This is a genomic window from Acidaminococcus sp. HCP3S3_G9_1 (assembly GCF_052122455.1).
Lineage (GTDB): Bacteria > Bacillota > Negativicutes > Acidaminococcales > Acidaminococcaceae > Acidaminococcus.
Genome location: NZ_JBQKCH010000014.1, coordinates 39,651 through 63,398, shown reverse-complemented (window position 1 = coordinate 63,398; position 23,748 = coordinate 39,651). Strand labels below are relative to the sequence as shown.

Here is a 23,748-nt window from a genome sequence, read left to right as displayed (position 1 = left end):
GGCAAGAATTCTTATTTTGATTATATCAGACTAAATGGGCGAAAAACTACCCTGAAACGACTGCTGGTGAGTCAAAATCCGTAAACCTTTCTATATCCCTTTTCAACAAAACGGTACTTGCTAGAACTAAATTTCATCTATAGAAATTTCGTCCATGCGTGTGTTTCCATTCCTTACCGTAAACAGTGTCAAACTATAGCTTGTATATTGAATTCCATCTCCAAAGGGACTGGGTTTTTCTTCTATTTTTACTGGTTGTGATTTTGATCCAGCCTTAGCATCTTGTTCTTCATAAAGATATTTAAAACGGACATCATAGTTCCCAGGAGTTATATTTTTTGCTGTGAATTTTTCACCCTCTCTAATGGTAAAACACCGTACAGGTCTAGGGGAGCCATCTAAGGACCAAATCCTCACATAAACTGGTGCACTGTTCTGGGAATTGTCGACTTCGATCGTGCTATACCCTTTATTATTTTTAATGGGTTCTCCTTTGACATATCCTGTTACTACACCTTTTTTGGGAGTCAATTTAGAAGCGGATTTTACTGGGGCTGCTTTAGCAGGGGCTTTATTTACTGCTTTATATGGAGCTTTTGGCGATTGAGATTTTTTACTTGTAGAATTCGATGAACTTACGCCTGCAAAAATTATTAAGCCCCATATAGCAAATGCAACAGCTTGCAATAATTTAAATCCGGAAGATCGCCTAGAACTTATGATAATGTATGAATCCAGGGAAGGACTCAAAACACGATATTCTTTTATAGGAAAAACAGGAATCCATAGAATGGTAAACCAGTATGATTTAATATAGCTTCCGCTATATTTATCTTCTTCTTTTTTTCCAATTAAGGTAAAGCCAATTCCGTTTACTCGCCTTAATGTTAATGGATCCTCTGGATTGTATATTTTTTCACCATTTTCTTTGGCTAAATGTAAGGCACGGAGAATACAAATTTGCAATGGTGATAGGTCATCGTATGTACTGTCATCTTGATATTGTTGTTTCTGTCTTTCGTTCGTGTTTTGGGATGAGTTTCTTCTTGAAGAAGATGTGTTTCGACTCTGATTATTTTGGGTTGTTTTACTGGCAGTTCCATTTCTCTGAGCATCAAAAGCTCTTCTTTTGTCAGGATTTCCTAATACATCATAAGCTTCATTTAAAATTGCCATTTTTTTAACGGCAAATTCCTTATCTGGATATACATCAGGATGATATTTTTTGGCCAAAGTAAAGTAGGCTTTTTTAATTATTTCTTGGGATGCTTTTGGATGCACCTCTAAAATTTCGTAATAATCAACCATTTAAAATGCCTCCTGAAGGATATCTCTAGGGAAATGACTCCATCTGGGATTGCAAATAAAGAATGACAACCTTTGAGTGACTGAATCCTTCCGTGAGAATAATTTAGGTGAACAAATATATTGATGTTTTTATTCTATCGTATTTTTGAAATTAATGCATTATAAAAAATATTTCAACGATAACGTCGAGATCAGGCAGGAAGAATCCTTAGTCGCGTACGAGAAAGAAAACAATAGGACACAGAAACGGCTAAAAAACCAGCGGAACCTGGCTTACGGGATAGGGACGGTGCTGCTGGCGGCTTTGGTGCGGAAATGAAGAAGGCCATGGTGGGAATTCCTGCCATGGCTCTTTTGTGCGTTATGGGTACTTATTCCTGCCATTCTTGTCCTGCTACTCTTAGAAACGAAATTTTAGGAGGAAACTGATCATGAAAGAACAAAGCCAAAAGCTGCCATTGAACCAGCGTTTTACGTTAACACTGAAAGAAGCCAGTCAGTATTTCCATATTGGGGAAAAGAAACTTCGGAGAATGGCTGCCGAAGACCCTGGTGCCGGGTTCTTGATTCATAATGGACGGAAAGTGCTCATCATCCGGGAAGAATTTGAACAATTCCTTCGCCAAACTTCGTGTATTTGATAGAAGTTGACTTATTTTGTCTTCAGAGTGATGTATAGGATGCCAAAAGAAACGAAAGGGGAAAAGCAATGAAAAAACGTATGACAGGCCGGATCCGAAGAGATAAGAAAAGACGGATCCTACGGCCGGGAGAGTCTGTTCGGATTGATGGTAAGTACCAATTTAAATACATGGTGGATGGCAAACCCAAATTCTTTTACAGCTGGAAACTGGAGCCTACGGACCCATTGCCCCCAGGAAGAAAGCCTTGCCGGTCCCTTCGGGAGATGGAAGACAGCCTGGAGGTCCGCCTGGTGATCTGCCCCAATGCCAACAGCGATTCCATGACCGTCCTGGAACTGGTTCAGCGCTATCTGCTTCTCAAAAAGAGTGTGAAACCAAACACATTGACCAATTACCGGTTTGTGGTCAATGCCCTGAAGAAAGAGCCCTTTTCCCAGAAGGCTATTGGGAAGGTGAAAATGTCCGATGCCAAATTATGGTTGGTCAAGTTACAGTCAGAAGGAAAGAGCTACAGTTCCATTCACAGCATCCGGGGTGTGGTGCGGCCCGCCTTCCAAATGGCCGTGGATGATGAAATCTTGTGGAGAAATCCCTTTAACTTCGAACTGAAAGAAGTCCTGATCAACGACAGCGTAAGGCGGGAGGCTCTTTCAAAAAGAGATATGCGGATTTTTCTGGATTTCATTAAAAACGACTCCCACTACAAGAGATATTATGAAGGAATCTTCATCCTGTTCCATACGGGGTTGCGGGTATCAGAATTCTGCGGACTGACGGTGAACGATATCGACCTGGAAAAAAGGACGATCAACGTGGACAAGCAGCTCCAAAAGGGGAATGGAAAATATTACATTCTTTCTACAAAAACCAAAGCGGGGGCCAGGTTGCTGCCCATGACCGATGAGGTCTACCAATGCTTTGCGGCTATCCTGGAGCGGAGAAGACCGCCGAAGGTAGAACCCATCATCGATGGGGTGGGGAAATTCCTTTTTTATGATGTGAATGGACATCCAACAGTAGCCTTGCGCTGGGAACATTATTTCAAACTTATCGTGCGGAAACACAACAGCATCTATAAATATCAGCTTCCCAGGATTACGCCCCATGTTTGTCGCCATACCTACTGCACCAATATGGCCCTTTCCGGGGTCAGTGCCAAGACTCTCCAGTACCTGATGGGGCACAGCGACATTTCCATCACCCTGAATGTGTACACCCACATCAAGTTCGATGACGCCCAGAAAGAAGTGGCACTCATCCAGGCTCGGCAGCAGAAGGAGATGGAAAACGTCCGAAAAGAACTGGAGCAGGTGGGAGAAATCCAGCCCAAGGTGATCCGGTTTCCCAATAAGGCGTGAGGGGAGAAACAGTCAACGGTCACTAGTCACTAGTCACGAGTCCACAGTCAGGTGAAGAACTTCTATCTTTCTTCACGGAAATGATGAAAATATACGTTCCATGCCATGAAAGGCAACATGAAGGCATTTGCCTACCGGTGGAAGCTGGGAAGCGTTTATATGTATAAGCCTTCAAAAAAGGTAATTTCTCAGTCTTTATTTGATAGGACAATTGAAAAATATAGGAGAATTGGATATACTGAATTTGAATCTGGAGAAAAGGCATTAGAACAGTTTGAAAAAACTCATGGGTTAAAATGGAGGAAGTGGAGTCCATGAAATTTTACTGTTATAAAGAGTTCCCAGTGGATTACTCTAATCTGTCAGTGGATGAACTTGATGAAAAAATAAAAGCAGAACAGGAAAGATTAAAAAAAATAAAAAAATGGGAAAATCTTCCAGAAATTAAAAATTATGAGTTTTAAAAGCCCCCTGCCCCGGCAGCGGGCTTTTCTTATACCTGAAAAGGAGGGGACCATGAATGCCATAGTTCTGGGCTTCTCCAGAGAGGTCTGGTTGAGTGTGTGGCTTTTCTGCTATAATAGCAGAGAAAAAATTCACCCCACAAAAAGTGCAGTAGTAATAACATCCCGTTTTACTACCATTTTTACTACTACAATGGGGAAAGTTGTGCCGCTTTTGCAAAATTTTGTCCTGCTTTATGTGGACATGTGGAACTTGCAAAACCGCATTAAATCGGCATATTTCGGCATAGAAGGGAGTTTCGTGTCCATGATCAAAATACTATTTATCTGCCATGGCACTACGAGGTGCGCGGGCCTGGAGAGGCGCATAAACTGGGGATAACAGAAACAAATGTACAAGAGAAGAACACCTGTTTTACTACTAATCGCAAGATATAGTGGCCTGTTGGAAGAAGATAACTATATATTGTGTGTTCTGAACAACGCACGTAAAACTTTGCAAATCAGGAAAGAAAAGAGAGCTTTTTAGGGCGCTTTTGTTATGAAGTGAATTTACATTCAGATATAGGAAAACTTGCTCGCAGGAAAGGGTACGGCAAGGGAGATGGTCCGTGGTGGGAGTTCCTGCCCCGGCTTTTTTTAGTTGTCCTGAATTTTACATAGCTTCCATGGTATAATAAAATGTATTGTAAATATGGGGAAAAGGGGAGACCGCATTGAAAACAGTCAATGTTGTGGCTGCACTGATCATCAACCAGGACAAAGTCTTCGCCACCCAACGGGGATACGGAGAATTCAAAGACGGCTGGGAATTTCCTGGTGGCAAGATCGAGCACGGGGAAACACCGGAACAGGCCCTCAAACGGGAGATCCAGGAAGAATTGGCTACGGAAATCCAGGTGGAAAAGATTCTCACCACTGTGGAATACGACTATCCCACCTTCCATCTTTCCATGCAGTGCTTTCTCTGCAAAGTGGAACGGGGCAATTTGACCTTATTGGAGCATGAAGCTGCCAGATGGCTTTCTTATGATGAGCTGGATAGCGTGGATTGGCTGCCGGCGGATCGGGTTGTGGTGGGTGAGCTGCGGAAATACTTGGCCAATAATTTATCTGATTAAAAGTTACTGCAGTTTATTAATAATACAATAAAGTACAGTTTACAAGGGACTACACAGGGTAGGTATCTGACGGGAGGGGTGCCGCCAGTCAGATTTTCCATGTGATGTTCAAGCTGTCGCTTGTGGCGGCTATGGTGGTGATCATCAAATCCACCACACGCCGCTTGTCATCAAAAGATACATTCTCCCAGGTATCGAGGTAGCCGGAAATCTGGCTGACCTGTTCCGGGCTGATGGCCTCCACAGTCAACTCCGCTATCCTTGCCAGAAGTTCCTGCTTGCGCCCGTCCAGTTCCGCTATCTTCACATTCACATAGGAGAACAGGACATTGTTTGCCCCCGTCAGACTGTCCACCAGCTTTTCAATCTCGCTGTCTACATGGGCAAGTTCCACTTGCAGGGCGGTGATTTTCGGGTTTGCCTTTGCCGCTTTCTTTTTTCCTGTCAGCGTCTTGTAGCTTGCCAGCTTCTTTACCATCTGCTGATAAACAACCGCTTCCAGTTCCGAAGTGATGATTTTCCCACAGCCAGGACAGCTTTTATTGTCCAGCCGTTTCGTGCAGCGGAGATACTGTTTGCCGGAGGGATTGTAGATACTCATAAGAGCATACCCGCAATTCCCGCACTTGATTTTTCCTGCCAGCCATGTGTGGGTGGCTTTCCGGGCAGACTGGATTTTCATGTTGTTCATCAGCTTCTTGCGGCAGGTCAGCCAGGTGTCGGAGGGGACGATACCCTCATGGGGAGCCAGTACCAGCATTTGGTCTTTTAAGTCGTTTTTCTTGCTGGCCTTTACATCTCGCCCTTGATACAGATAGCAGCCGTTCATGCCCGTAAAATCGGCAACGTCATTGACAATGACTGTACCTTGACTTTTGAAAAATTCGTACACATCAAGGTCTGCCTGCACATAGACAGGATTGCGTAACATCTGCGCCAGCGTGGGGCGTATCAGCTCTTTGCCATGGAACAAAATCCCCTGTTCGGCAAAGTACCGGGTAATGTCCCCGTAGGAAGTTGTGGGCTGGGCGTACATCTCAAACATCAGCCGGATATTGGCCGCTTCCTCCGGGTTTACCACCAGCTTCTTTGTGTTGATACCGTCCATCTTGATAGGCTCCGTATGGAAGCCGTAAGGGGCTTTCCCGCCCATCTTAAAGCCCCGCTGACTGCGGGAGTAGTAAGCGTCCGTTACCCGCTTCTGTATCGTTTCCCGTTCAAGCTGGGCGAACACGATACAGATATTCAGCATGGCCCGTCCCATCGGCGTGGAGGTATCAAACTTTTCCGTAGAGGACACAAACTCCACATTGTACTGCTGGAACAGCTCCATCATGTTGGCAAAGTCCAGAATGGAACGGCTGATACGGTCGAGCTTGTAAACCACGACCTTTGCAATCAAGCCCCGCTTGATGTCCCGCACCAGTTCTTGAAACTTCGGACGGTCTGTGTTCTTGCCGCTGTACCCTTTGTCTGTGTATTCCTTGCAGTTACCGCCTTTCAACTCGTATTTGCAAAATTCAATCTGGCTTTCAATGGAAATGCTGTCCTTTTTGTCTACCGATTGTCTTGCATAGATTGCGTCTATCCGATTGTTCATATTGTCGCTCCTTTTCTTAAAAAAGAAACGGAGCTGCTGACAGTTCTATTATACCGCCAGCAGCCCCGCAAATCAATGATGGGTTTGGAAAACCTTATGTCCCGGCTTCCTCACTCTCCCGCTTGTCGGCGTACTTGCGGAACACCTCATAAAGCTGCTGTTCCAGTTCCCGGCGTTTGGCTGCTTCCTGTTCCGGCGTGAACACCGGGGAGAGATTTTCCAGTGTGATTTCCTTTCCCTGAAAAGTCACGATTTCGATTTCCTTTTTGTATCTGATATTACTTATAAGATCACCTTTCCTTTCCATGCTGCCGCTGTTGCCGTTTCAGTTCCGCTAAAATCTCCGGCGGGATACGGTCAACCAGCCGCCGCATATCGTCCAGTTCGCTTTTTAACTTCGCCCGTTCCATCGTGTCATTCATCTTGCCTTTTTCGCTGGCCTTTGCCCTGACTTCCAGCTTTTCATTTTCCGCTAACAAGTCATTGATTGTGACCTTGTATTTTTTCAGTTGCCCGGAGAAGTTCTCCATCTGCGGAAACCACTTTTTCAGCATGGAGAGGGCTTCCTCTTTCTTCTTTCCGGCGTTCAGCGGGGTAATGCCGGAGAGAACCGCTTCAATGGCCCTCGCCTGTTTGGAGAGGTTGACCGCCTGTTTGAACAGCCGGGTGGGGATATGCTTCCGGCCCGTCTTGCTGGCGCTTTCCCCACGCTCCAGGTCGGGGTACTGCTCCACCATACAGGCGTGAAAATCGTCCTGCCACTTCGTCAGATTGGCCCGGTTGCCGATAATTTCTTTGGCGCACAGGCGGTTGTCCTTTGTCAGCGGCACAAAGACCAAGTGCAGATGGGGCGTTTTTTCATCCATGTGTACCATAGCCGAAACGATGTTCTCCCGGCCCACCCGGTCAATGAGGAAGTCCGCCGCCCTCTGGAAGTAGGCCGCTATCTCCTTTGGGGACTTGCCCTTGAAAAACTCCGGGCTGGCGGTAATCAGCGTGTCCACAAACCGAGTGCTGTCCTTGCGGGTGCGGCATCTGGCCTGCTCGATGCGGCTCTGAATGAAATGGTAGTAGCGGCCATCCGGCTTGACGATGTGGAAATTGTACTTGCTCCGGCTGGTGTCAATGTCCGGGTTGCTGGCGTACTGCTCCTTTTTCCGTTCATGGTGGGCTTCCAGCGGCCCCGCCGGGTGGCCCTTGTGCTTCTCAAATCGCAAAATTGCGTGTTGTGCCATTGAACTCCTTTCCCCATTCCATTCCTTTCCGGCGGGTTTTCCCGCCGAAAATATCTCTGATAGGATTGGAATGGAATGAATGTAAATAGATGGTTTTAATCTCTGTATTTCTATATACCGTCAGATTTCCGTACTTCAAGAGGATTGATTTTCGTACTCGCCAAGTACGGTTTTCAGCCCTCCGGCGTACCATAACCGGATTTCTTGAAGTCGGTGTTTGGAACCGCTTCATAGGATTTCGGGTAAATGCGGTTGGGTTTTCCACAGCCCTGTTTCTGGATTTCCACCAGCCCCGCATACTGCAACTCCCGCAGGGTGTTGACCGCTTTCTGCCGCCCGCAGCGGAGCAAAGCGACCACCTCGCAGATGGGGTAGTACAGGTAGACCCGCCCGTACTCGTCCGCCCAGCCGTTCTTCCGGGACAACTCCGCCCGGCGCAGGACAAAGGCATACAGCACCTTCGCTTCGTTGCTCAAGGGCTGGAATGTGGGTGCTTCAAAAAGGAAATTGGGGAGCCGGGTGAAACTGAACGCCTTTTCCGGCTGGTGAATATAAATCGTGTTTGTCATAGCGTGTTTTGTGGACGGTTAGAGGCCCGTTTTCCGGGGCGAATGATAAATGATACCAGCCGCCCCGGTTGAGGGCTTGCGGAGCCTTGCAAATCAAGGCTTTTCCCGCTCTTAACTGTCCACAGCAGACCTCCTTTTCCGTTCACTTTCTGTTTTCTGCCGCCTGTGAACTCTGGCGGCGCAGTCCGGGCAGTATTTGCCCCGGTTGGACTTCGGGACGAACACACCGCCGCACTCCGCACAGCGTTTCAAGTCCCTGTCCCGGTAAATCTCCGCTTCCAGCGTCCTGTCCAGCGGCAAGACCGCCCAGCGGAACCACTTGCAGCAGACGGAGAACGAAATCATCTGCGGACAGGCGCAGGTGTCGCCATCGTCCAGCGCAAGGCAGTTTCCGTCCTCGCAGTTGCAGCACTCCCGGCGTATCAGGCCGCTGGCTCGTCTCTTCTGGGGCGGGGTTATGCGGTAGGGGGAGCCGTCCGGCCTGTGTTCCAGCGGCGGCAGGTGTTGATAGGGTCTTTTGCTCATGCGTCCCTCCGTTTTCTTTGGCGTGTTCTGTTTCCAAGGTGCTTGTCCATCGATGAACTATCCCAAGTCTACACCTTTTTGACCGCCTGTGCCGTATATCCAAGAGGTAGGAAATCAGCCTGAAAAACTCCCTATTTCCACGCTCTCGGATTTGTGATATAATCAAAAAAAGATAAAAGACAAATTCAGGTTTCTGGTCTTCTTGCACAAAATAAAGGATGAGCTATTATGCAAATTGTTTATATTCCAAGCGAATCAATGTCTGTTCAAGGTAAAAAAGATGAAATCTATAAAAGATATGGGAAAGACTGGAATATTAGAGAACAGGGAGGAGGTAACGGAAATTGGTTGTTGACCAGAAAAAGTGATGTGCTTGTAGATGGAAAAAGTTATCGTACTTTTGTACTTGAACACTACGGTAAATCCAAGCTGACAGCGAAGCTTGTTGATAAATTTCGTGAAGATGTAGCAAATGGTAAAATAAAACTGTAAATGCCTATGCCGTTATGCTATGAGCATAGTACATAGCATAACGGCTTCTCTTTCGTTGAGCTAGCAAGGAGGGTGAATATGTCTTTATCCATACAAGAGCGATTAAAAGACCTACGTGTGGAGCGTGGCTTGACGCTGGGGCAGCTTGCGGAGCAGACCGGGCTTTCCAAGTCTGCGCTGGGCAGTTACGAAACGGAAGACTTCAAGGACATCAGCCACTATGCCCTTATCCGGCTGGCGAAGTTTTACGGTGTGACCGCTGATTATCTGCTGGGGCTGTCTGAAATGAAAAATCACCCAAACGCCGATCTTGCAGACCTGCGTTTGAGTGATGAAATGATTGACCTGCTGAAAAGCGGGAGGATAGACAATACCCTGCTGTGTGAGCTGGCGGCGCACCCGGATTTCCCCCGGCTGATGGCTGACCTTGAAATCTATGTGAACGGAACGGCACTGAAACAGGCGCAGGGTGCAAACGCCATAGTGGACACGATGAGCGCAACTGTTATAAAAAAGCATAATCCTGGCATGAGTGATACGCAGTTAAGACAGCTTATCACCGCCCATATTGATGAGGACGAGTTTTGCCGCTATGTGATACAACGGGACATAAACGGGATTGCCCTTGCTCTGCGGGAAACACACAAGGACGATTTTTTCAGCGTCCCAGAGGATAACCCGCTAAAAGAAATGCTGGAAACTGCTGGTGAAATCGTCAGCCAGGACAGCGACACGGAACAAGCGTACTTGGCGTTTATCTGCAAACGGCTCAAGCTGAATTTTAGGAAGCTGTCAGTAGAAGAACGGAAGTGGCTGAAAAAGATTGCGGAAAAATCCGACTTGCTGAAGAATCCAAAACCGCAGAGAGGACGAAGATAAAAAATGCCTGAACGGCGGTTCTGGTTTTTCAGAACCACCATCCAGGCATTTTGTTTAGTAATAGAAAAAGGTGCAGTTGATTATTGCGTATTGTCAATCTCTCTCAAACCGGGTAGTAAAAATACGGCAAGCGCAACGATGATAATGCCAATTCCGCAAATGACAAACCATTTCTCAACTCCCAGCCGCTCCGCCAGAGGCCCGGAAATGACAAGGCCAAACGGCATGGCGAGGGAAGCGGCGCTTGTCAGTAGAGAAAAAACTCTCCCCAGATATTCTGGTTTGACCGTTTCTTGAAAAATCGCATTTTGCACACCGTAAAATGGAGCGGAAATTCCCATAACAGTACAGCACACAACAAAGACAAGAAATGCGTCTGGCGGCAAAAGCCCGGAGAGCATATTGCTAACGCCCATCAGGAGAACGGAAAGACCGATGGTGTACCGCCGTTTCTTAAAACCGCCCCAAATGCTCAGAATGACTCCGCCAAGCAGCATACCAACCGCAAAAGCAATTTCAGCGGCAGAGGCATGGGCCGGTGTTCCTTTGAAGTATGACATACAGATGAGAGGAAAAAGCGTACTGATTGGCATATAAAAGAACATATAAATTACACCAATCCAGAGCAGAGCAAAGAGGCCCCTGTTTTGCTTTAATACCACATACCCCTCTTTCATATCCTGTAAAAACTGTTGTCTTTTCGTTTCTGGACATAGTTCAGGCGTTGGTATGGACGAAATCGCAACAGTCACACAGGCAAGGATTGCACCCACAATATCTAACAATATAATTGCATTAAGAGGCCAAACAGCATATAAAAACGCTGCGGCAGCTGGACTGATAATCGCACTTACTGCTTGCATGGTCTGCGTGTAACCAGCGCATTTTGTAAGTTCCTCTTTTGGCACAATCATAGGTGTTGCTGCGCTGAATGCTGGAGAATGAAAAGCAGTTCCCGCACTTCGGATTAACAGGACAACCATAATAGACCATACGGGCAATTCCATGTAAAACGCCACCAGCGCCAGAATACCGCCAGCGGCGGCAATTATCAAATCCGCACCAATCATTACGCTTTTACGGCTGTGCCGGTCAACAAAAGCACCTGCAAACGGGCCTAAACAGGCTTGCGGCAAAAATCCAATCAGTGTTGCCGCCGTCAATATGATTGCAGAATTAGTTTTCGCAACCAAATAAAAGATAATGGCCATTTGCAAAATACCGCTGCTAATAAAGGATATTGCTTGTCCGGCAAGAAGTGTAAAATAAGTTTTTCTCCATGAATTGTTGTTTTGGGTCATAATGCGAACCTCCTTTTTTATTGCATTGTTCCTTTGTTTCTGCAATAAAAAGCAGGCGTTGTCCCACAGAGAGGGCAGACGCCTGCATAACAACAAAGCACGAAAAAACACCACGATACAGTTCAAAGACTGCTCGTGTCAAACCTACGTGTTCCTTTGCATACGCACGCAAAAAAAGCCCACCATCATGTGGAAAGGTACTTCTACTTTTTATTGCTTATTAGCGTACACAAATTAACACACGTAAGCCTCCTTCCAATCTCAAACTGTCGCACAGTATAACACACATCCGATAGACTTGTCAACCATTTTTAACCTTGTTTTCCATCTTGTTTTTCCATCTCTTACGGGCAGTAGCAAAGCCAGGCGAGCCAGTCAACGGTCAAGATGAACGGCGCTTTCAGCGCCGCCGTTGACAGTCTCGCCCGTCTTTGCTAATGGGTAATCAAGGCGGGAAAGCCATTTTAGGGCTTTCCCGCCCATTTCAATTTTGGGAGAAGAAAGGCCCCAAAATGAACGAGTGCGGCCAAACACTTTTAGGGATTGGCCACCTTGTCCACCCATCCAGCGGGGCGGCGGGGAACGGTCAAGGCCGGGCGTCAGCCCATTCATTTCAGCCTTGACGGTTTCCTGCCGTCCTGCTACTTTTCCCGGAGTGTGGCCACACATCTGGTCACGGTGTCCAGAGCTTTGGGACTTTTTGTCCCATAGGCCGGGGGCGGAGGACGAGGGACGGGGGCTTTCATAATACGCCCTGTCTGCTGCTGAAATCAGCCCTTTGTTTCCGGCTTACCAGCCCCAAACAAAGCCCTGCTTTCCTGCCGCGTCAAATGCCCTTGCCCTCCCCGGCGGCAACGGTATTTTCAGGGCAACGCCGACAGAGCGTATAACACACTACACTTTGCTCCGCAAAGTCGTGTGCCAAATGGGGCGCTGCCCCCTTTGGAAACCCCCGCAACAAACAGGTGCTATGCACCCAGCCGGGAGCATAGCGCCGTTTGTTGTCAGCAGCCCGTTTCACGGTCTGCGTGTAGTTCCTTGTAAACTGACCTAAATGTTTGGCGAAATATTTTTGCGTGATGGCCCTCTCTGCCCATCGGCAATACCGATGCTATCAAGCCCCTTTAAAATACTAAATTATCAAAAATTCGTTTTGCCGCCTCCGCAATCATAGCGTCGTCAGATTTTGCATTTTTTTCCGTGCGGCGCGACATTATCGCCATGACAATGGGTTTGCGATTGGGCGGATAAATCACGGCAATATCATTCCGCGCCCCATAATCGCCTGAACCGCTCTTGTCGATAACTTTCCAACCTTGCGGAGTTTCTGCCTTGATAAGCGTGTCGGTTATGGAATTGTCGCTCATCCAATCAATCAGCAGTTTTTTCTTGTCGTCGCTCAAAATATCGCCGAATATATAGACTTGCAAATTTTTTACCATCTGTCTCGGCGTGCTAGTATCACGATTATCTTTTGGATTGAAAAGATTAAGTTCAGGTTCATTTCGCGCAGGTTTGGTAGTTTTGTCGCCAATATTTTTAAGTGCCACCTTGAAATTTTCCACGCCGCCGATCTCCTGCAAAATTAAATTTGCCGCCGTGTTGTCACTCCACCTGAGCGATGCCGAACAAATTTCCGCCAGCGTCATGCCATCAGCAACATGGTCTTTGGTGATTGGCGCGTAGGACAAAATATCTTCCGCCGAAAACTTACGAATTTCATTCAAATCGGAGGTATTTTTTTGTCTTAGCAATTCTGCAGCCGTAAAAACTTTGTGTGTCGAGCAGTAGGAAAAACGCGTATCAGGTTTGTAGCAAATTTTTTTTCCATTCTCCATGTCAACGGCGTAAACACCAATCACGGCGTTATATTTATTTTCCAGATCAGCAAGATTTAATTTCTGCCGCGCTTGACAATCCTGAAGGCAGAAAACCATCAAGCCACAGATTATCAAAAACAAAAAACAAAATTTCTTCATAATAACCTCCTACTATCTGTTGAACGACCCGCCAAATTCAACGGGTCGTATTGGCTCAATAGAGCGTGATCATCAGCAATTAGCACTCTTATTGCCATTACTAATACATCACTTCATACAATCAAAGATGCAGTCACTTGCACTTGTCAACAAAAATTGGACACAAAACTAAAAAAATCAGGCATAAAAAACGAATCGATGTACAAGATTCATCAACTTTTCTGACATCCTTCAAGCTTGTTAGACAAACCATGCCATCGATAATGCAGACGAGATCAGCAGATGGGCGTGTGACGTTCCCGATACTGCTTCGGCGTCAGGTAGCCTAAGGAATAGGCTGGCCTCTGTTCATTGAAGAAAAGAATGTAGTCATCCACCTCCTCCTTGACCGGTTTCTCGCCGGTCACATGCAAGTCCATGAACAGCTCCGCCTTGATCCATCCATTGATGGACTCCATAGCGGCATTGTCTGTGGGGGTCCCGGCACGTGACATGGATCGGGTGATGCCGTACATGGGCAATAGCTCGTTGTAGGCTTTGGAGGCGTAGACCGATCCCTGGTCAGAATGGAGAACCATTTGGTGCTCCGGATGCCGTTTTTGCCACTCAATCAGATTTTCCAGTCCGCTGATGTAAGTCATGCGATCACCGCGTTTTGCAGAGAGGGAATGACTGACAATCTCATTGTTCCATAGATCCATATAAAGAGTCAGTTCATGGTAGATGCCTTTCACATAAAAAGCGGTCATATCACTCACGATGCACTGCATTGGCCCATCGATCTGCATTTCAGACATGAGCAGGTTGGGAAATATCCGCGCTGGATCGCCAGCCTTCTTGTACCTGTAGTGCTTGGATTTGCTCTTGATTCCCGCAATCCTACAGCATTTGTGGGCATAGGGATCGGACAGGACAATCTCTTTGTCCAACCGTATCTTGGCGTTCAGCCAGCGATAGCCGTGCGATGGATACTTCCAATGGTACTCCTGGAACAGCAGGACGTTGCTCAAAAGGCGCTTTTCTTTGCCCGACGGCTGAGAAAGATGTTTTTTCCAAGCGTAGAAACTGCTCCTCTGGATGCCCATTGTCTTGCAAAGAAGCTTACCGGAATTTCTCCGGATAGTTCCATGATTACTTGATAATCTTGTTGCCGTACAGAATTACAGTACCATCCCCCTTCACCTCGTAGCCTTTTTTTAGCCGTGCCTCGGTTATCTTGGCCTTGATTAGTTCCTGGATAAGTTCTTCCTTTGTCATCGCCTTCAGTTCATCCAGCTCTGCCGGAGCTTTCTTGAACGAGGGCGCACAGATGCTTCTTCGTCCCTGCTTGGGCGGCAACTGGTTGGCATCCCGGTACATTCTCATGTAATTCCGTGCCGTCTGCTCATTGATAACGTATTCCTCTGCAGCTTCATACCGGCTGATTTCGCCGTCGTAAATGCGGCGGCCAATGTCCAATCTCTGTTCTTTTGTGTACTTCACGGCAAACCTCCTGTCCTGTGAGGGAGAATTTCTGTCCGATAATTAATTTCGTACTATCCGTACAGTATACACCGTATGTCCAAAAATTACCCCCTCCGTGTCCAATTTTAGTTTACCACTTCAAACCGCATCACTTTTTAAGTAAGATGAGCCCCCAAATACAAAATCAATTATCAGAAGCATAGTGGATTTTCCAATAGAATTTGCCCCATTTTTGTTTCCTAATACAACATTTAGACCAGGGTGAAAGTATATATATTCCGTGGGGTGCTTTTTAGTTTTAAATTTAGAACAAGATATTTCTATCAGCATTTCTCGATTTCTCCTTTGTCATTTAATGTGATTCTTTTGAGGGCATATAAGCAATCTAGAACATCAACGAGTTCTACAGGACCGTTAATGTTTTTACATAGGCGTAGAAGCTCAACCGGCGTTTTTGGTGAGCCCAGATTACTTAGGACACAAGGAATCTTAGACAAAACACTCTCATTATATGAAAATAATTTATTTGGTAATATCATGAAATACCTCACAGGATTGAATAAAATAACAGATTACAATATTGCAATAAATCAGTTCTTGCTTTGTTAAATTATGTATTTGCTTAGACATGCTTTCATAAATTTCGAGTTGTGAAAGTCCTTTAGCTTCTAGACGATTGTAAATGGTTTTTATTTCAGCACGTATTAATTCGTCTGAATATTGCTTCTGACGTGATAAGTTTTGCATGGTTTGTTTAATATAGAAAAAATATTTTGTAACATAAAGTTTTACAGTATCCGCCAGGAAAAGGTTTTTACTTTCATCAATTTTATTTGCGATGAACGTTGGCTCGTAATTCAAGGAACTTAAAGTGCTAGGCTTTAGGTTCACCAGGCTCTCGACAACCATCTCAATCCCCTTATCGATATTTATTTCCGATAATGTTTTTCTTGCCTCTCGAGTGCCAGTCTGTAAATCTTTTACCGCTTGAAGTTCTTTGCGCTCGCTTGCCGAATGTTTCAATATATATTTTTCAAAGCAATCATGGCAAACAGCGCAAATGTTTGAGAAAGAGGCTCCTTTCCTTTCATTGATAATAAGAACCTCATAGTCAGGTGTACTTATTCCGTTATCAGCGAACTTTTGAAGATGGTGTGAACAACCTGGCATAGAGCAGGTGTTGTTACAATCCTCTAATAATCCGCTGCCATATTTTCCTTTTAATAAATTCGATTTATATTGTGCTTCTTCTTTTTGTCGTGTGATTTCCAATGCCGGATCAACAAGTTCTTCGAGTCCACGTTTTAACAAATCAAATAAGACTTCTCCGACATTATCTTTGGTTACACCCTCTGTGAATGGTGTTATAGCTTGAGCTAAGCCATCTAGTACAACATCTGAGCGATTGCAAGAATAAATCGATTCAATAAAATTATCACGTGTTAAACGGGACAATATTTTTTTCGCCAATTTTTTGCTGAGTTGTTTTGTGTAAAATTTTCTGAGAGATCCATCCTTATAGCTTTCTTCTGAGGATGGATCTCTTTTTGTATACCACTCATCCTCAGGAATGTTGCAAAGCATCTGGATAAGATTACGCATGAAATTAGGAACGTCTGCATCTTTCATAAGATAAGGACGAACAGCATGTATGACCTCGTTGAACAGCATAATGGGTCTCCTTGTTTTCCTATTTTTCCTATGGTTTCCCAAATCATCCAATTTTTGGATGGGGCGTTTTGTATAGTAGGGATGTAATTTAATTTTATCATTTCTTTCACTTCCTGAAAATGTATAGCGGCTTGCTACCGTTTTGGGAAGAAGGAAATACCGTCTTAAAGTTCACCCCCGGACGCGGGAGTGCCCAGAGCTGAGAGACGGTCTAACGAGTTAACATATGTCAGCCTACTGGGATGGTTGGCCATACGGAGCGAGGAGCACCTATGACCGATTACAACAGGCTGCCTGTGTGGATCTTCGCTTCGCATTTTGCGAAGGAGTCCGCACATGGCCAATCAAGCGAAAAACAGTGTCAAACAGCAGTACTACATTCCCCTGGAAGTGAAGGAGGGAACTATCATCACGAAGGAATTTGAAAACGCACCACAGCAGTGGTTGAAAATTGGGAATCGGCTAGTCCGCGCTATCCCCATTCCGGCCACCAAAGAACAGTATGAGGCCTACATGCGGCCGATATGGAAGGAAGACAAACGGCAGCAACGGCTGGCTGAAAAACGGCGGAAGCGGGAGCAGGCCCAGGAAGAACATCGGGTGGACCGGTCCGTTCAAGGCTGGGATATGGCAGTTTCCTTTGAGCAGCTGTGTGAAGTGGAATACGGATTTATGGATGAAACTGGGCAGGATAGTTTGGACGAGATTTTGGTGAAAGAGGAACTTCTGAAAGCCTTGCGTGAGGAGCTGGCCAAGTTGGAAGACTTGGACCAGATTATTCTGAACATGGCTAGCAACGGAATCAGTGAAGAAAACATCGGCCGGGAAGTTGGCCTTTCTCAGAAAGGGGTTAACAAAAGGAAGCATAAGCTCCTGGAACAGCTTCGGGAACATTTGGAGGACTATCGGTAAAGGTTTGGCACATCCGGCCGGAAAATTTCTGGCCGGATTTTTCCAAAATCGGTACTTAAACCAGGTGGAATTGTCCTGTTATGAGTGAAGGGCAAAACAAGAAGCCCCTGGAGAGGAGGACAAGCCATGGAAAATGGACAAATTCTGAGAGAACGAAGCCAGGCCCTGGACCGGGAACTGGCCGGGGTGCTGATGAAAATCAGCGACACAGCCGAACGGGCTGCTCGGAACATTATGATGCTGCGCATGAAGAGAAAAGCGAAAGGAGTCAAACTTTATGACAAAAGAAACGATGGCCAGCCTGGCCGCTGAACTGGAAACCTGCGGAAAAGCCCTGCTGAAGATTGCAGAAACCCTGGGAGTCAAGGAAGAACCGGCCGCAGAGCCCCCAAAGAAAGAGCCAGCCCCCAAGAAGCTCATCTTGGAAGATGTGCGGAAAGTGGCGGCGGACAAATCCCGGCAGGGATTTACGGAAGACGTCCGGAACCTGATCCATCACTACGGGGCGGACAAACTGTCCAGCCTGGATGCGGCAAAGTATGATGCCTTCTTGAAAGACCTGGAGGTGATGGGCCATGCCGGGTAACCACGCGGTTCTTTCCGCTTCGTCCAGTTATCGGTGGTTGGCCTGTCCCCCTTCGGCCCTGGAATGTGCCAAGCTGCCGGATGTGCAGAGTGACTTTGCCAAACAGGGGACGGAAGCCCATGCTCTCTGCGAATACAAGGTCAAGCTGGCCCTGGGGCAGAAAGGGAAGGATCCCACGAAATCCCTCACCACCTTTGATGAGGAAATGGCCGAATGTACCGATTCCTACGCCCAGTTTGTACTGGAGACCCTGGCCGCTGCCAAAACAACCTGCAAGGATCCCCTGGTCCTGGTAGAACAGCGCCTGGACTTTTCCCGGTGGGTGCCGGAAGGGTTCGGCACGGGAGACTGCCTCATTGTGGCGGACGATACCCTTTCCGTCATCGACTACAAGCATGGGCTGGGGGGTCCTGGTAGACGCAGAGAAAAATCCCCAGATGATGTGTTATGCCTTGGGTGCCCTGGATCTTTTTGACGGAATCTACGATATCCAGAAGGTTTCCATGACCATCTTCCAGCCACGGCGGGAAAACGTCAGCACCTATACCCTGTCCAAGGAAGACCTGCTCCAATGGGCGGAAGCAGTCCTAAAGCCCACCGCAGAACTGGCGGCAAAGGGAGAAGGGGAGTATAAGGCCGGTGATCATTGCCGGTTCTGCAAGATTAAGGCTACCTGCCGGAAACGGGCAGAGTACAACCTGGAACTGGCCAAGTACGACTTTGCCATGCCTTCCACCCTGGAAGATGCCGAAGTAGAGGCAATCCTGGCCAAAGCCGATGAACTGATGAGCTGGGCCGGGGATGTAAAGGATTATGCCCTGCAGCAGGCCCTGTCCGGCAAGAACTGGGCCGGGTGGAAACTGGTGGAAGGCCGGTCCAATCGGCGGTATGTCAGCGAAGAAGCGGTGGCAGCCAAGGTGGAGGAAGCCGGGTATTCCCCCTATGAGAAGAAGCTCATGGGCATTACGGCTCTCACCAAGCTGCTGGGAAAGCGGCGGTTCGATGAACTGCTGACGGATCTTATTAAAAAGCCGGAGGGCAAACCGGTCCTGGTACCGGAAACGGACAAGCGGCCGGCCCTGCATACAGCAGTCGATGATTTTGGAAAAGAAAATTAAGGAGGAACTGAGTATGTCTAAGAATTACGTCAATCCGTGCAAAGTGATCACTGGGGTCAATACCCGCTGGAGTTATGCCAATGTGTGGGAACCCAAATCCATCAATGGGGGAAGCCCCAAGTACAGCGTCAGCCTAATCATCCCCAAGTCTGACACCAAGACCGTGGAAAAGGTCCGGGCTGCCATCAAGGCCGCCTATCAGGAAGGGGAAGGGAAGCTGAAGGGGAATGGCCGCGCGGTGCCGGCCCTGGAAGCCATCAAGACCCCGCTCCGGGATGGAGATCTGGAACGGCCGGGGGATGAAGCCTACAAAGATAGCTTCTTCATCAACGCCAACTCTGCCACCAAGCCCGGCATCGTGGATGCGGACTGCCAGCAGATTCTGGAAAGGTCCGAAGTGTACTCCGGGGTGTATGGCCGGGCCTCCATCAACTTCTACGCTTTCAACAGCAACGGGAACAAGGGGATTGCCTGCGGCCTGAACAACCTGCAGAAGATTCGGGACGGGGAACCCCTGGGCGGCAAGCCTCGGGCAGAGGATGACTTTGCTACCGCAGACGATGACGATTTCCTGGCATAAGGAGGAAAAATTATGGAAACGACACTGAAACTGATTCTGGAAGCTCTGTATTGCCTTGTTGCACTGGGTATTTTTGGATTCATTCTGGCACTGATTTACACCGACATCAAGAAAGATCAGCGTGATGAAGAAATCACCCGGCATCGGGAAGAACGGGAAGAAGAGTATCACCGTAAACAAATGGAATCTTTCCTGAAATAAAGAACGGAAATTGGTGGCGGCGGGGCTTTGTGCCTCGCCGCTTTTCTCGAGGTGAAGCTAATGAAAACAATCAGTATCGATATTGAAACCTATAGCGATGTAAATCTGGCCAAGTGCGGCGTGTACAAGTACGCAGAATCACCGGCTTTTGAAATCCTCCTTTTCGGGTATGCAGTGGATGGAGGACCTGTGCAGGTCATCGATTTGGCCCAGGGGGAAACGGTCCCGGAAGAGATTCTGGATGCCCTTACTGATGAAACCGTCACCAAATGGGCCTTCAATGCCAATTTCGAACGGGTGTGTCTGTCCCGGTATCTTACGGACCTGGGCAGGAGCCTGGACCCCTTCCATGATCAACATCCTCTTTCTACGGAGTGTGCCCGGTTCCTGAATCCCGCAGGATGGAAATGTTCCATGGTCTGGTCCGCCTATATGGGGCTGCCCCTTTCTCTGGAAGGGGTAGGGGCTGTGCTGAATCTGGACAACCAGAAGTTGAAGGAAGGCCGAGACCTGATCCGTTATTTCTGCGTCCCCTGTAAGGAAACCAAGGCCAACGGGGGCCGGACAAGGAACCTTCCCCGGCATGCCCCGGACAAGTGGACCCTCTTCAAAAGCTACAACAAGCGGGATGTGGAAGTGGAAATGGCCATTCAACAGCGGCTGCAGAGATACCCTGTGCCAGAGAAAGTGTGGGAAGAATACCATATGGACCAGGAAATCAACGATCGGGGCATTGGCATCGATCTGGAATTGGCCAGACAGGCGGTGGCCATGGATGCCAAAAGCCGGGAAAAACTAATGGCCACATTGAAGGAGCGGACAGGGCTGGAGAACCCCAATTCGGTGATCCAGATGCTGGAGTGGCTGGATCAGCACGGCTTAAAGACAGATTCCCTGGGAAAGAAGAACGTGCTGGAACTTTTGAAAACGGCTCAAGAACCTCTCCGCAGTGTACTGCTGCTCCGGCAGAAGCTGGCCAAGTCTTCGGTAAAGAAGTATCAGGCCATGGAAATGACGGCCTGCCAAGACGGAAGGGCCAGGGGCATGTTCCAGTTCTACGGGGCCAACCGGACCGGGCGGTTTGCGGGGAGACATATCCAATTGCAGAATCTACCTCAGAATCACATGAGTGATCTGGCAGAGGCCCGGGAGCTGGTGCGGCAGGGAAACTACGAAGCCCTGGACCTTCTCTATGATTCCATCCCGGATGTGCTGTCCCAGCTGATCCGGACGGCCTTTATTCCCAGGCAGGGGATGAAATTTATGGTCTCGGACTTCTCGGCCATCGAGGCACGGGTCATTTCCTGGATGGCCGGTGAAAAGTGGAAATCAGCAGCCTTTGCAGCCGGGAAGGATATCTATTGCTCAACGGCCAGCCAGATGTTTGGGGTCCCGGTGGTGAAACACGGGATCAACGGGGAGCTCCGTCAAAAGGGGAAAATCGCAGAATTGGCCTGTATTGCAGAAGGGCAGATGGTCCTTACGGATCATGGCCTTATTCCTATTGAGAAAGTTACAACAGATGACCGTGTATGGGATGGAAATCAATGGGTCCACCATGACGGAGTAGTTTATAGAGGAGAAAGAGAGGTCATGACCTATGAAGGACTTACAGCCACTGCCGACCACCTGGTCTGGGTGCAGGGGAAACAAGAGCCGGTACAGTTTGGAATCGCCGCCTCCAGCGGCGCACATCTCTTACAAACCGGAAATGGTAGGAAAGCGATACGGCTGGGTCAAAATCATCAGTCCGGAAAAAAGATGGAACAAGAACTGGAATCATTGTTATGTATTGACACAATGTCAGGGCTGCGGATCCATCCAATGGACTCTGTTCGATGCTCTGATAAGCGGCAAAAGCAAGGGATGTCAGCACTGTTCGCAAGCAAGAAAAATACCTCTGTGGCTCTACAAACGGTTGACGGCAGCCAAACAACGCTGCGAAAATCCCAGGGATTCTGGGTATTCGAATTATGGAGCCCGGGGAATCCGATTCATGTTTCCAAGTGTGCTTGCAGCAGGGTTATATTTGCTGGAGCATTTCGGTGTCCCAGACAGGGAATACGAAATCGACCGAATCAACAACAATGGAGATTATGCTCCGGGAAACCTCCATATGGTCCCATTGAAGGTGAATCGAGGCAATCGCCGATTAACGGTACTGTCGGAATTCCAGCAGAAATACTGGCCGTATTCTTATACGACTGTAATACGGAAACTGACACAGGGAGAAAGCAGGGAGAAAATCATAGAGGATGCAGCAGAAGCGGTCAAGGAAAAACGAAAAAGCTGGTATATCATAAGCGCACGGCTCGACTTTATGACATACGAAATGCCGGGCCATATCACCGTTTTACCGTATCGGGATGTCTCGTCCACAACTGTGGCTATGGCGGATCCGTTGGGGCACTGAAGGCCATGGGAGCCCTGGACATGGGAATCCCGGAAGAAGAAATGGGGTCCCTGGTCCAGTCCTGGCGCTCAGCCAATCCCCACATTGTAGATTTCTGGTGGCAGGTGGATGGAGCGGTAAAGACGGCCATCAAGCAGCGGATCCCCGTCTGGGTCAATAACATCCGGTTCGTCTGCCAGAGCGGCATGTTGTTCATCGAACTCCCAAGTGGACGGCAGCTTTCCTATGTGAAGCCCCAGATCGGGGAAAACAAGTTCGGTGGGGAATCCGTGACCTACGAAGGCATTGGGGCCACCAAGAAGTGGGAACGTCTGGAAAGTTACGGGCCAAAGTTCGTGGAAAATATCGTCCAGGGAACGGCCAAGGACATTCTCTGCTACGCCATACAGACCCTCCGGTGCTGTGCCATTGTGGGTCACGTCCATGATGAACTGATCATCGAATGTGAGAGAAACGTCAGTGTAGATGCCATTTGTGAGCAAATGGGCCGGACTCCGCCCTGGGCAGAAGGGCTGATCCTGCGAGCGGATGGGTATGAATGTGAGTTTTACCAGAAAGATTAAAAAAATTTCACTCTCTGGTACTTATTCTGGCGGATTCCGTCCTGTTACTGGTGAGAGGAAAAATATCTCGACACTATTAACGAAAGGTGGAAAGCCGCTATGAAAAATTTAATTCCGGAAGACGAATTCGGTGTGTTTGCTGACTCAAAAGGAGTAGCCAGAGTCGACAGCCTGTTTGTCGCTGCAGCTTTTGAGAAAGGGCATCGTCATGTGCTGCGGGATATCGCCAGAATCATTGAGCCCAAATCTGGGCTCAGTGAAAATTTCATCTGTGCCAATTTTATGCCCAGCACTTACAAAGATGCCAGAGGAAGAAAGCTGCCATGCTATCTGCTGACCCGCGATGGTTTTACCATGCTGGTTATGGGATACACCGGGCCCAAGGCGATGCATTTCAAGGAACTCTATATCCAACGCTTCAATGAAATGGAGCAATGCATTCAGTCGCTCCTGGCTGCTCGTCAGGATTTTCCGATGTTGACGGATATGATCTGCCGTTTGCATGAGAGCCCGAAGCCTTACCATTTCAGCAACGAATGCGATCTGCTGAATCGCATCGTCCTTGGGATGTCTGCTAAGCAGTTCCGGCTGGCTAATGGTATCGAAAAAGGGCAGAGCATCCGGCCTTATCTCACTGCACAGCAGATCCATGCCCTGGAGCGGCTGCAGCACTTGGATTACGGGTTACTGTATTCCTGCCCGGATTTCCAAAAGCGCAAACAACTGCTCATGGCCTATTACAAGACAGAAATGGAGAGATGAACC

General features: G+C 47.8%; 26 protein-coding genes and 1 pseudogene. 15 read left to right on the top strand and 12 right to left on the bottom strand.

Features of this window, described 5'->3' with window-relative positions:
* Positions 1-126: 126 nt before the first annotated feature.
* Entirely contained in the window at positions 127-1,308 is a 1,182-nt protein-coding gene (locus ACTQY1_RS09240) for a J domain-containing protein (protein ID WP_441374105.1), read from the bottom strand.
* A 431-nt stretch (positions 1,309-1,739) separates the two neighbouring features.
* On the opposite strand from ACTQY1_RS09240, the gene ACTQY1_RS09235 reads away from it, so the two are divergent.
* The 5 genes from ACTQY1_RS09235 to mutT all read left to right on the top strand — a co-directional run bounded on the left by ACTQY1_RS09235 (position 1,740) and on the right by mutT (position 4,895).
* Positions 1,740-1,949, top strand: coding sequence for an excisionase (locus ACTQY1_RS09235; protein WP_317423089.1), 210 nt, complete (start codon positions 1,740-1,742; stop codon positions 1,947-1,949).
* 68 nt (positions 1,950-2,017) lie between these two features.
* Positions 2,018-3,310, top strand: a complete 1,293-nt coding sequence (locus tag ACTQY1_RS09230; RefSeq protein WP_441374104.1) for a tyrosine-type recombinase/integrase — start codon at positions 2,018-2,020, stop codon at positions 3,308-3,310.
* Between the two features lie 117 nt (positions 3,311-3,427).
* Complete coding sequence (locus tag ACTQY1_RS09225) at positions 3,428-3,628, top strand: hypothetical protein (protein ID WP_143025731.1); 201 nt, start codon at positions 3,428-3,430, stop codon at positions 3,626-3,628.
* Entirely contained in the window at positions 3,625-3,774 is a 150-nt protein-coding gene (locus tag ACTQY1_RS09220) for a hypothetical protein (protein WP_441374103.1), read from the top strand. The genes ACTQY1_RS09225 and ACTQY1_RS09220 overlap by 4 nt, the downstream gene beginning before the upstream one ends.
* 716 nt (positions 3,775-4,490) lie before the next feature.
* Positions 4,491-4,895: an 8-oxo-dGTP diphosphatase MutT gene (gene mutT, locus ACTQY1_RS09215; RefSeq protein ID WP_441374102.1), complete on the top strand. Its 405-nt coding sequence runs from the start codon at positions 4,491-4,493 to the stop codon at positions 4,893-4,895.
* A gap of 88 nt (positions 4,896-4,983) precedes the next feature.
* Here the strand turns inward: mutT and ACTQY1_RS09210 are convergent, their stop codons facing one another.
* The 5 genes from ACTQY1_RS09210 to ACTQY1_RS09190 all read right to left on the bottom strand — a co-directional run bounded on the left by ACTQY1_RS09210 (position 4,984) and on the right by ACTQY1_RS09190 (position 8,824).
* The gene (locus ACTQY1_RS09210) at positions 4,984-6,495 is read right to left on the bottom strand and encodes a recombinase family protein (protein WP_002575864.1); all 1,512 of its coding nucleotides are present in this window, start codon (positions 6,493-6,495) and stop codon (positions 4,984-4,986) included.
* Between the two features lie 94 nt (positions 6,496-6,589).
* On the bottom strand, positions 6,590-6,802 hold the full coding sequence (locus ACTQY1_RS09205; protein ID WP_002584948.1) for a hypothetical protein: 213 nt from the start codon (positions 6,800-6,802) through the stop codon (positions 6,590-6,592).
* Complete coding sequence (gene mobV, locus ACTQY1_RS09200) at positions 6,786-7,730, bottom strand: MobV family relaxase (protein WP_002575862.1); 945 nt, start codon at positions 7,728-7,730, stop codon at positions 6,786-6,788. Before mobV ends, ACTQY1_RS09205 begins: the two co-directional genes overlap by 17 nt.
* A gap of 173 nt (positions 7,731-7,903) precedes the next feature.
* Complete coding sequence (locus ACTQY1_RS09195; protein WP_002575861.1) at positions 7,904-8,299, bottom strand: replication initiator protein A; 396 nt, start codon at positions 8,297-8,299, stop codon at positions 7,904-7,906.
* A gap of 111 nt (positions 8,300-8,410) precedes the next feature.
* The gene (locus ACTQY1_RS09190; protein ID WP_002575860.1) at positions 8,411-8,824 is read right to left on the bottom strand and encodes a cysteine-rich VLP domain-containing protein; all 414 of its coding nucleotides are present in this window, start codon (positions 8,822-8,824) and stop codon (positions 8,411-8,413) included.
* A 228-nt stretch (positions 8,825-9,052) separates the two neighbouring features.
* Between ACTQY1_RS09190 and ACTQY1_RS09185 the strand changes: the two genes are divergently transcribed.
* On the top strand, positions 9,053-9,316 hold the full coding sequence (locus tag ACTQY1_RS09185; RefSeq protein ID WP_002575859.1) for a hypothetical protein: 264 nt from the start codon (positions 9,053-9,055) through the stop codon (positions 9,314-9,316).
* Between the two features lie 78 nt (positions 9,317-9,394).
* Entirely contained in the window at positions 9,395-10,195 is an 801-nt protein-coding gene (locus ACTQY1_RS09180; RefSeq protein WP_002575858.1) for a helix-turn-helix domain-containing protein, read from the top strand.
* Between the two features lie 80 nt (positions 10,196-10,275).
* Here the strand turns inward: ACTQY1_RS09180 and ACTQY1_RS09175 are convergent, their stop codons facing one another.
* The 6 genes from ACTQY1_RS09175 to ACTQY1_RS09150 form a co-directional block, all read right to left on the bottom strand.
* A complete protein-coding gene (locus ACTQY1_RS09175; protein ID WP_002584949.1) occupies positions 10,276-11,496 on the bottom strand; it encodes an MFS transporter in 1,221 nt (406 codons plus the stop codon).
* A gap of 1,124 nt (positions 11,497-12,620) precedes the next feature.
* Positions 12,621-13,475, bottom strand: coding sequence for an extended-spectrum class A beta-lactamase ACI-1 (locus ACTQY1_RS09170; RefSeq protein WP_006555379.1), 855 nt, complete (start codon positions 13,473-13,475; stop codon positions 12,621-12,623).
* 275 nt (positions 13,476-13,750) lie between these two features.
* Positions 13,751-14,560: an IS3 family transposase gene (locus ACTQY1_RS09165; protein ID WP_441374101.1), complete on the bottom strand. Its 810-nt coding sequence runs from the start codon at positions 14,558-14,560 to the stop codon at positions 13,751-13,753.
* Positions 14,561-14,606: 46 nt separating this feature from the next.
* A complete protein-coding gene (locus ACTQY1_RS09160) occupies positions 14,607-14,957 on the bottom strand; it encodes a hypothetical protein (RefSeq protein WP_006555381.1) in 351 nt (116 codons plus the stop codon).
* A gap of 305 nt (positions 14,958-15,262) precedes the next feature.
* Complete coding sequence (locus tag ACTQY1_RS09155) at positions 15,263-15,478, bottom strand: ABC-three component system middle component 7 (protein WP_441374100.1); 216 nt, start codon at positions 15,476-15,478, stop codon at positions 15,263-15,265.
* Positions 15,462-16,610 (bottom strand): ABC-three component system protein, encoded by a 1,149-nt coding sequence (locus tag ACTQY1_RS09150; RefSeq protein ID WP_441374099.1) that lies wholly within the window; start codon positions 16,608-16,610, stop codon positions 15,462-15,464. Before ACTQY1_RS09150 ends, ACTQY1_RS09155 begins: the two co-directional genes overlap by 17 nt.
* Before the next feature lie 336 nt (positions 16,611-16,946).
* Here ACTQY1_RS09150 and ACTQY1_RS09145 point away from each other — a divergent pair, with 336 nt between their 5' ends.
* The 8 genes and pseudogenes from ACTQY1_RS09145 (at position 16,947) to ACTQY1_RS09110 (ending at position 23,745) form a co-directional block, all read left to right on the top strand.
* On the top strand, positions 16,947-17,522 hold the full coding sequence (locus tag ACTQY1_RS09145; RefSeq protein WP_441374098.1) for an RNA polymerase sigma factor: 576 nt from the start codon (positions 16,947-16,949) through the stop codon (positions 17,520-17,522).
* Between the two features lie 126 nt (positions 17,523-17,648).
* Positions 17,649-17,834, top strand: a complete 186-nt coding sequence (locus tag ACTQY1_RS09140; RefSeq protein ID WP_441374097.1) for a hypothetical protein — start codon at positions 17,649-17,651, stop codon at positions 17,832-17,834.
* A complete protein-coding gene (locus tag ACTQY1_RS09135; protein ID WP_441374096.1) occupies positions 17,800-18,108 on the top strand; it encodes an rRNA biogenesis protein rrp5 in 309 nt (102 codons plus the stop codon). The genes ACTQY1_RS09140 and ACTQY1_RS09135 overlap by 35 nt, the downstream gene beginning before the upstream one ends.
* Positions 18,098-19,226: pseudogene (locus tag ACTQY1_RS09130) on the top strand (DUF2800 domain-containing protein). Before ACTQY1_RS09135 ends, ACTQY1_RS09130 begins: the two are co-directional and overlap by 11 nt.
* Before the next feature lie 13 nt (positions 19,227-19,239).
* On the top strand, positions 19,240-19,806 hold the full coding sequence (locus ACTQY1_RS09125) for a DUF2815 family protein (protein ID WP_441374095.1): 567 nt from the start codon (positions 19,240-19,242) through the stop codon (positions 19,804-19,806).
* 12 nt (positions 19,807-19,818) lie between these two features.
* Positions 19,819-20,007: a hypothetical protein gene (locus ACTQY1_RS09120; protein WP_441374094.1), complete on the top strand. Its 189-nt coding sequence runs from the start codon at positions 19,819-19,821 to the stop codon at positions 20,005-20,007.
* Positions 20,008-20,067: 60 nt separating this feature from the next.
* Positions 20,068-22,983 carry a DNA polymerase gene (locus ACTQY1_RS09115; RefSeq protein WP_441374093.1) on the top strand — a complete coding sequence of 972 codons (2,916 nt, stop codon included), beginning with the start codon at positions 20,068-20,070 and terminating at the stop codon, positions 22,981-22,983.
* A gap of 99 nt (positions 22,984-23,082) precedes the next feature.
* Positions 23,083-23,745 (top strand): Rha family transcriptional regulator, encoded by a 663-nt coding sequence (locus tag ACTQY1_RS09110; protein ID WP_441374092.1) that lies wholly within the window; start codon positions 23,083-23,085, stop codon positions 23,743-23,745.
* Positions 23,746-23,748 lie beyond the last annotated feature (3 nt).

What these genes read in the sequence shown, in the direction of transcription:
- ACTQY1_RS09120 (WP_441374094.1), top strand. Translation starts at nt 19,819, where the DNA reads ATGGAAACGACACTGAAACTGATTCTGGAAGCTCTGTATTGCCTTGTT.
- ACTQY1_RS09165 (WP_441374101.1), bottom strand. Translation starts at nt 14,560, where the DNA reads ATGGGCATCCAGAGGAGCAGTTTCTACGCTTGGAAAAAACATCTTTCT.
- ACTQY1_RS09195 (WP_002575861.1), bottom strand. Translation starts at nt 8,299, where the DNA reads ATGACAAACACGATTTATATTCACCAGCCGGAAAAGGCGTTCAGTTTC.
- ACTQY1_RS09185 (WP_002575859.1), top strand. Translation starts at nt 9,053, where the DNA reads ATGCAAATTGTTTATATTCCAAGCGAATCAATGTCTGTTCAAGGTAAA.
- ACTQY1_RS09175 (WP_002584949.1), bottom strand. Translation starts at nt 11,496, where the DNA reads ATGACCCAAAACAACAATTCATGGAGAAAAACTTATTTTACACTTCTT.
- ACTQY1_RS09150 (WP_441374099.1), bottom strand. Translation starts at nt 16,610, where the DNA reads ATGCTGTTCAACGAGGTCATACATGCTGTTCGTCCTTATCTTATGAAA.
- ACTQY1_RS09170 (WP_006555379.1), bottom strand. Translation starts at nt 13,475, where the DNA reads ATGAAGAAATTTTGTTTTTTGTTTTTGATAATCTGTGGCTTGATGGTT.
- ACTQY1_RS09110 (WP_441374092.1), top strand. Translation starts at nt 23,083, where the DNA reads ATGAAAAATTTAATTCCGGAAGACGAATTCGGTGTGTTTGCTGACTCA.
- ACTQY1_RS09210 (WP_002575864.1), bottom strand. Translation starts at nt 6,495, where the DNA reads ATGAACAATCGGATAGACGCAATCTATGCAAGACAATCGGTAGACAAA.
- ACTQY1_RS09145 (WP_441374098.1), top strand. Translation starts at nt 16,947, where the DNA reads ATGGCCAATCAAGCGAAAAACAGTGTCAAACAGCAGTACTACATTCCC.
- ACTQY1_RS09205 (WP_002584948.1), bottom strand. Translation starts at nt 6,802, where the DNA reads ATGGAAAGGAAAGGTGATCTTATAAGTAATATCAGATACAAAAAGGAA.
- ACTQY1_RS09140 (WP_441374097.1), top strand. Translation starts at nt 17,649, where the DNA reads ATGGAAAATGGACAAATTCTGAGAGAACGAAGCCAGGCCCTGGACCGG.
- ACTQY1_RS09240 (WP_441374105.1), bottom strand. Translation starts at nt 1,308, where the DNA reads ATGGTTGATTATTACGAAATTTTAGAGGTGCATCCAAAAGCATCCCAA.
- ACTQY1_RS09115 (WP_441374093.1), top strand. Translation starts at nt 20,068, where the DNA reads ATGAAAACAATCAGTATCGATATTGAAACCTATAGCGATGTAAATCTG.
- ACTQY1_RS09230 (WP_441374104.1), top strand. Translation starts at nt 2,018, where the DNA reads ATGAAAAAACGTATGACAGGCCGGATCCGAAGAGATAAGAAAAGACGG.
- mobV (WP_002575862.1), bottom strand. Translation starts at nt 7,730, where the DNA reads ATGGCACAACACGCAATTTTGCGATTTGAGAAGCACAAGGGCCACCCG.
- ACTQY1_RS09155 (WP_441374100.1), bottom strand. Translation starts at nt 15,478, where the DNA reads ATGATATTACCAAATAAATTATTTTCATATAATGAGAGTGTTTTGTCT.
- ACTQY1_RS09235 (WP_317423089.1), top strand. Translation starts at nt 1,740, where the DNA reads ATGAAAGAACAAAGCCAAAAGCTGCCATTGAACCAGCGTTTTACGTTA.
- ACTQY1_RS09135 (WP_441374096.1), top strand. Translation starts at nt 17,800, where the DNA reads ATGACAAAAGAAACGATGGCCAGCCTGGCCGCTGAACTGGAAACCTGC.
- ACTQY1_RS09125 (WP_441374095.1), top strand. Translation starts at nt 19,240, where the DNA reads ATGTCTAAGAATTACGTCAATCCGTGCAAAGTGATCACTGGGGTCAAT.
- ACTQY1_RS09190 (WP_002575860.1), bottom strand. Translation starts at nt 8,824, where the DNA reads ATGAGCAAAAGACCCTATCAACACCTGCCGCCGCTGGAACACAGGCCG.
- ACTQY1_RS09220 (WP_441374103.1), top strand. Translation starts at nt 3,625, where the DNA reads ATGAAATTTTACTGTTATAAAGAGTTCCCAGTGGATTACTCTAATCTG.
- ACTQY1_RS09180 (WP_002575858.1), top strand. Translation starts at nt 9,395, where the DNA reads ATGTCTTTATCCATACAAGAGCGATTAAAAGACCTACGTGTGGAGCGT.
- ACTQY1_RS09225 (WP_143025731.1), top strand. Translation starts at nt 3,428, where the DNA reads ATGAAGGCATTTGCCTACCGGTGGAAGCTGGGAAGCGTTTATATGTAT.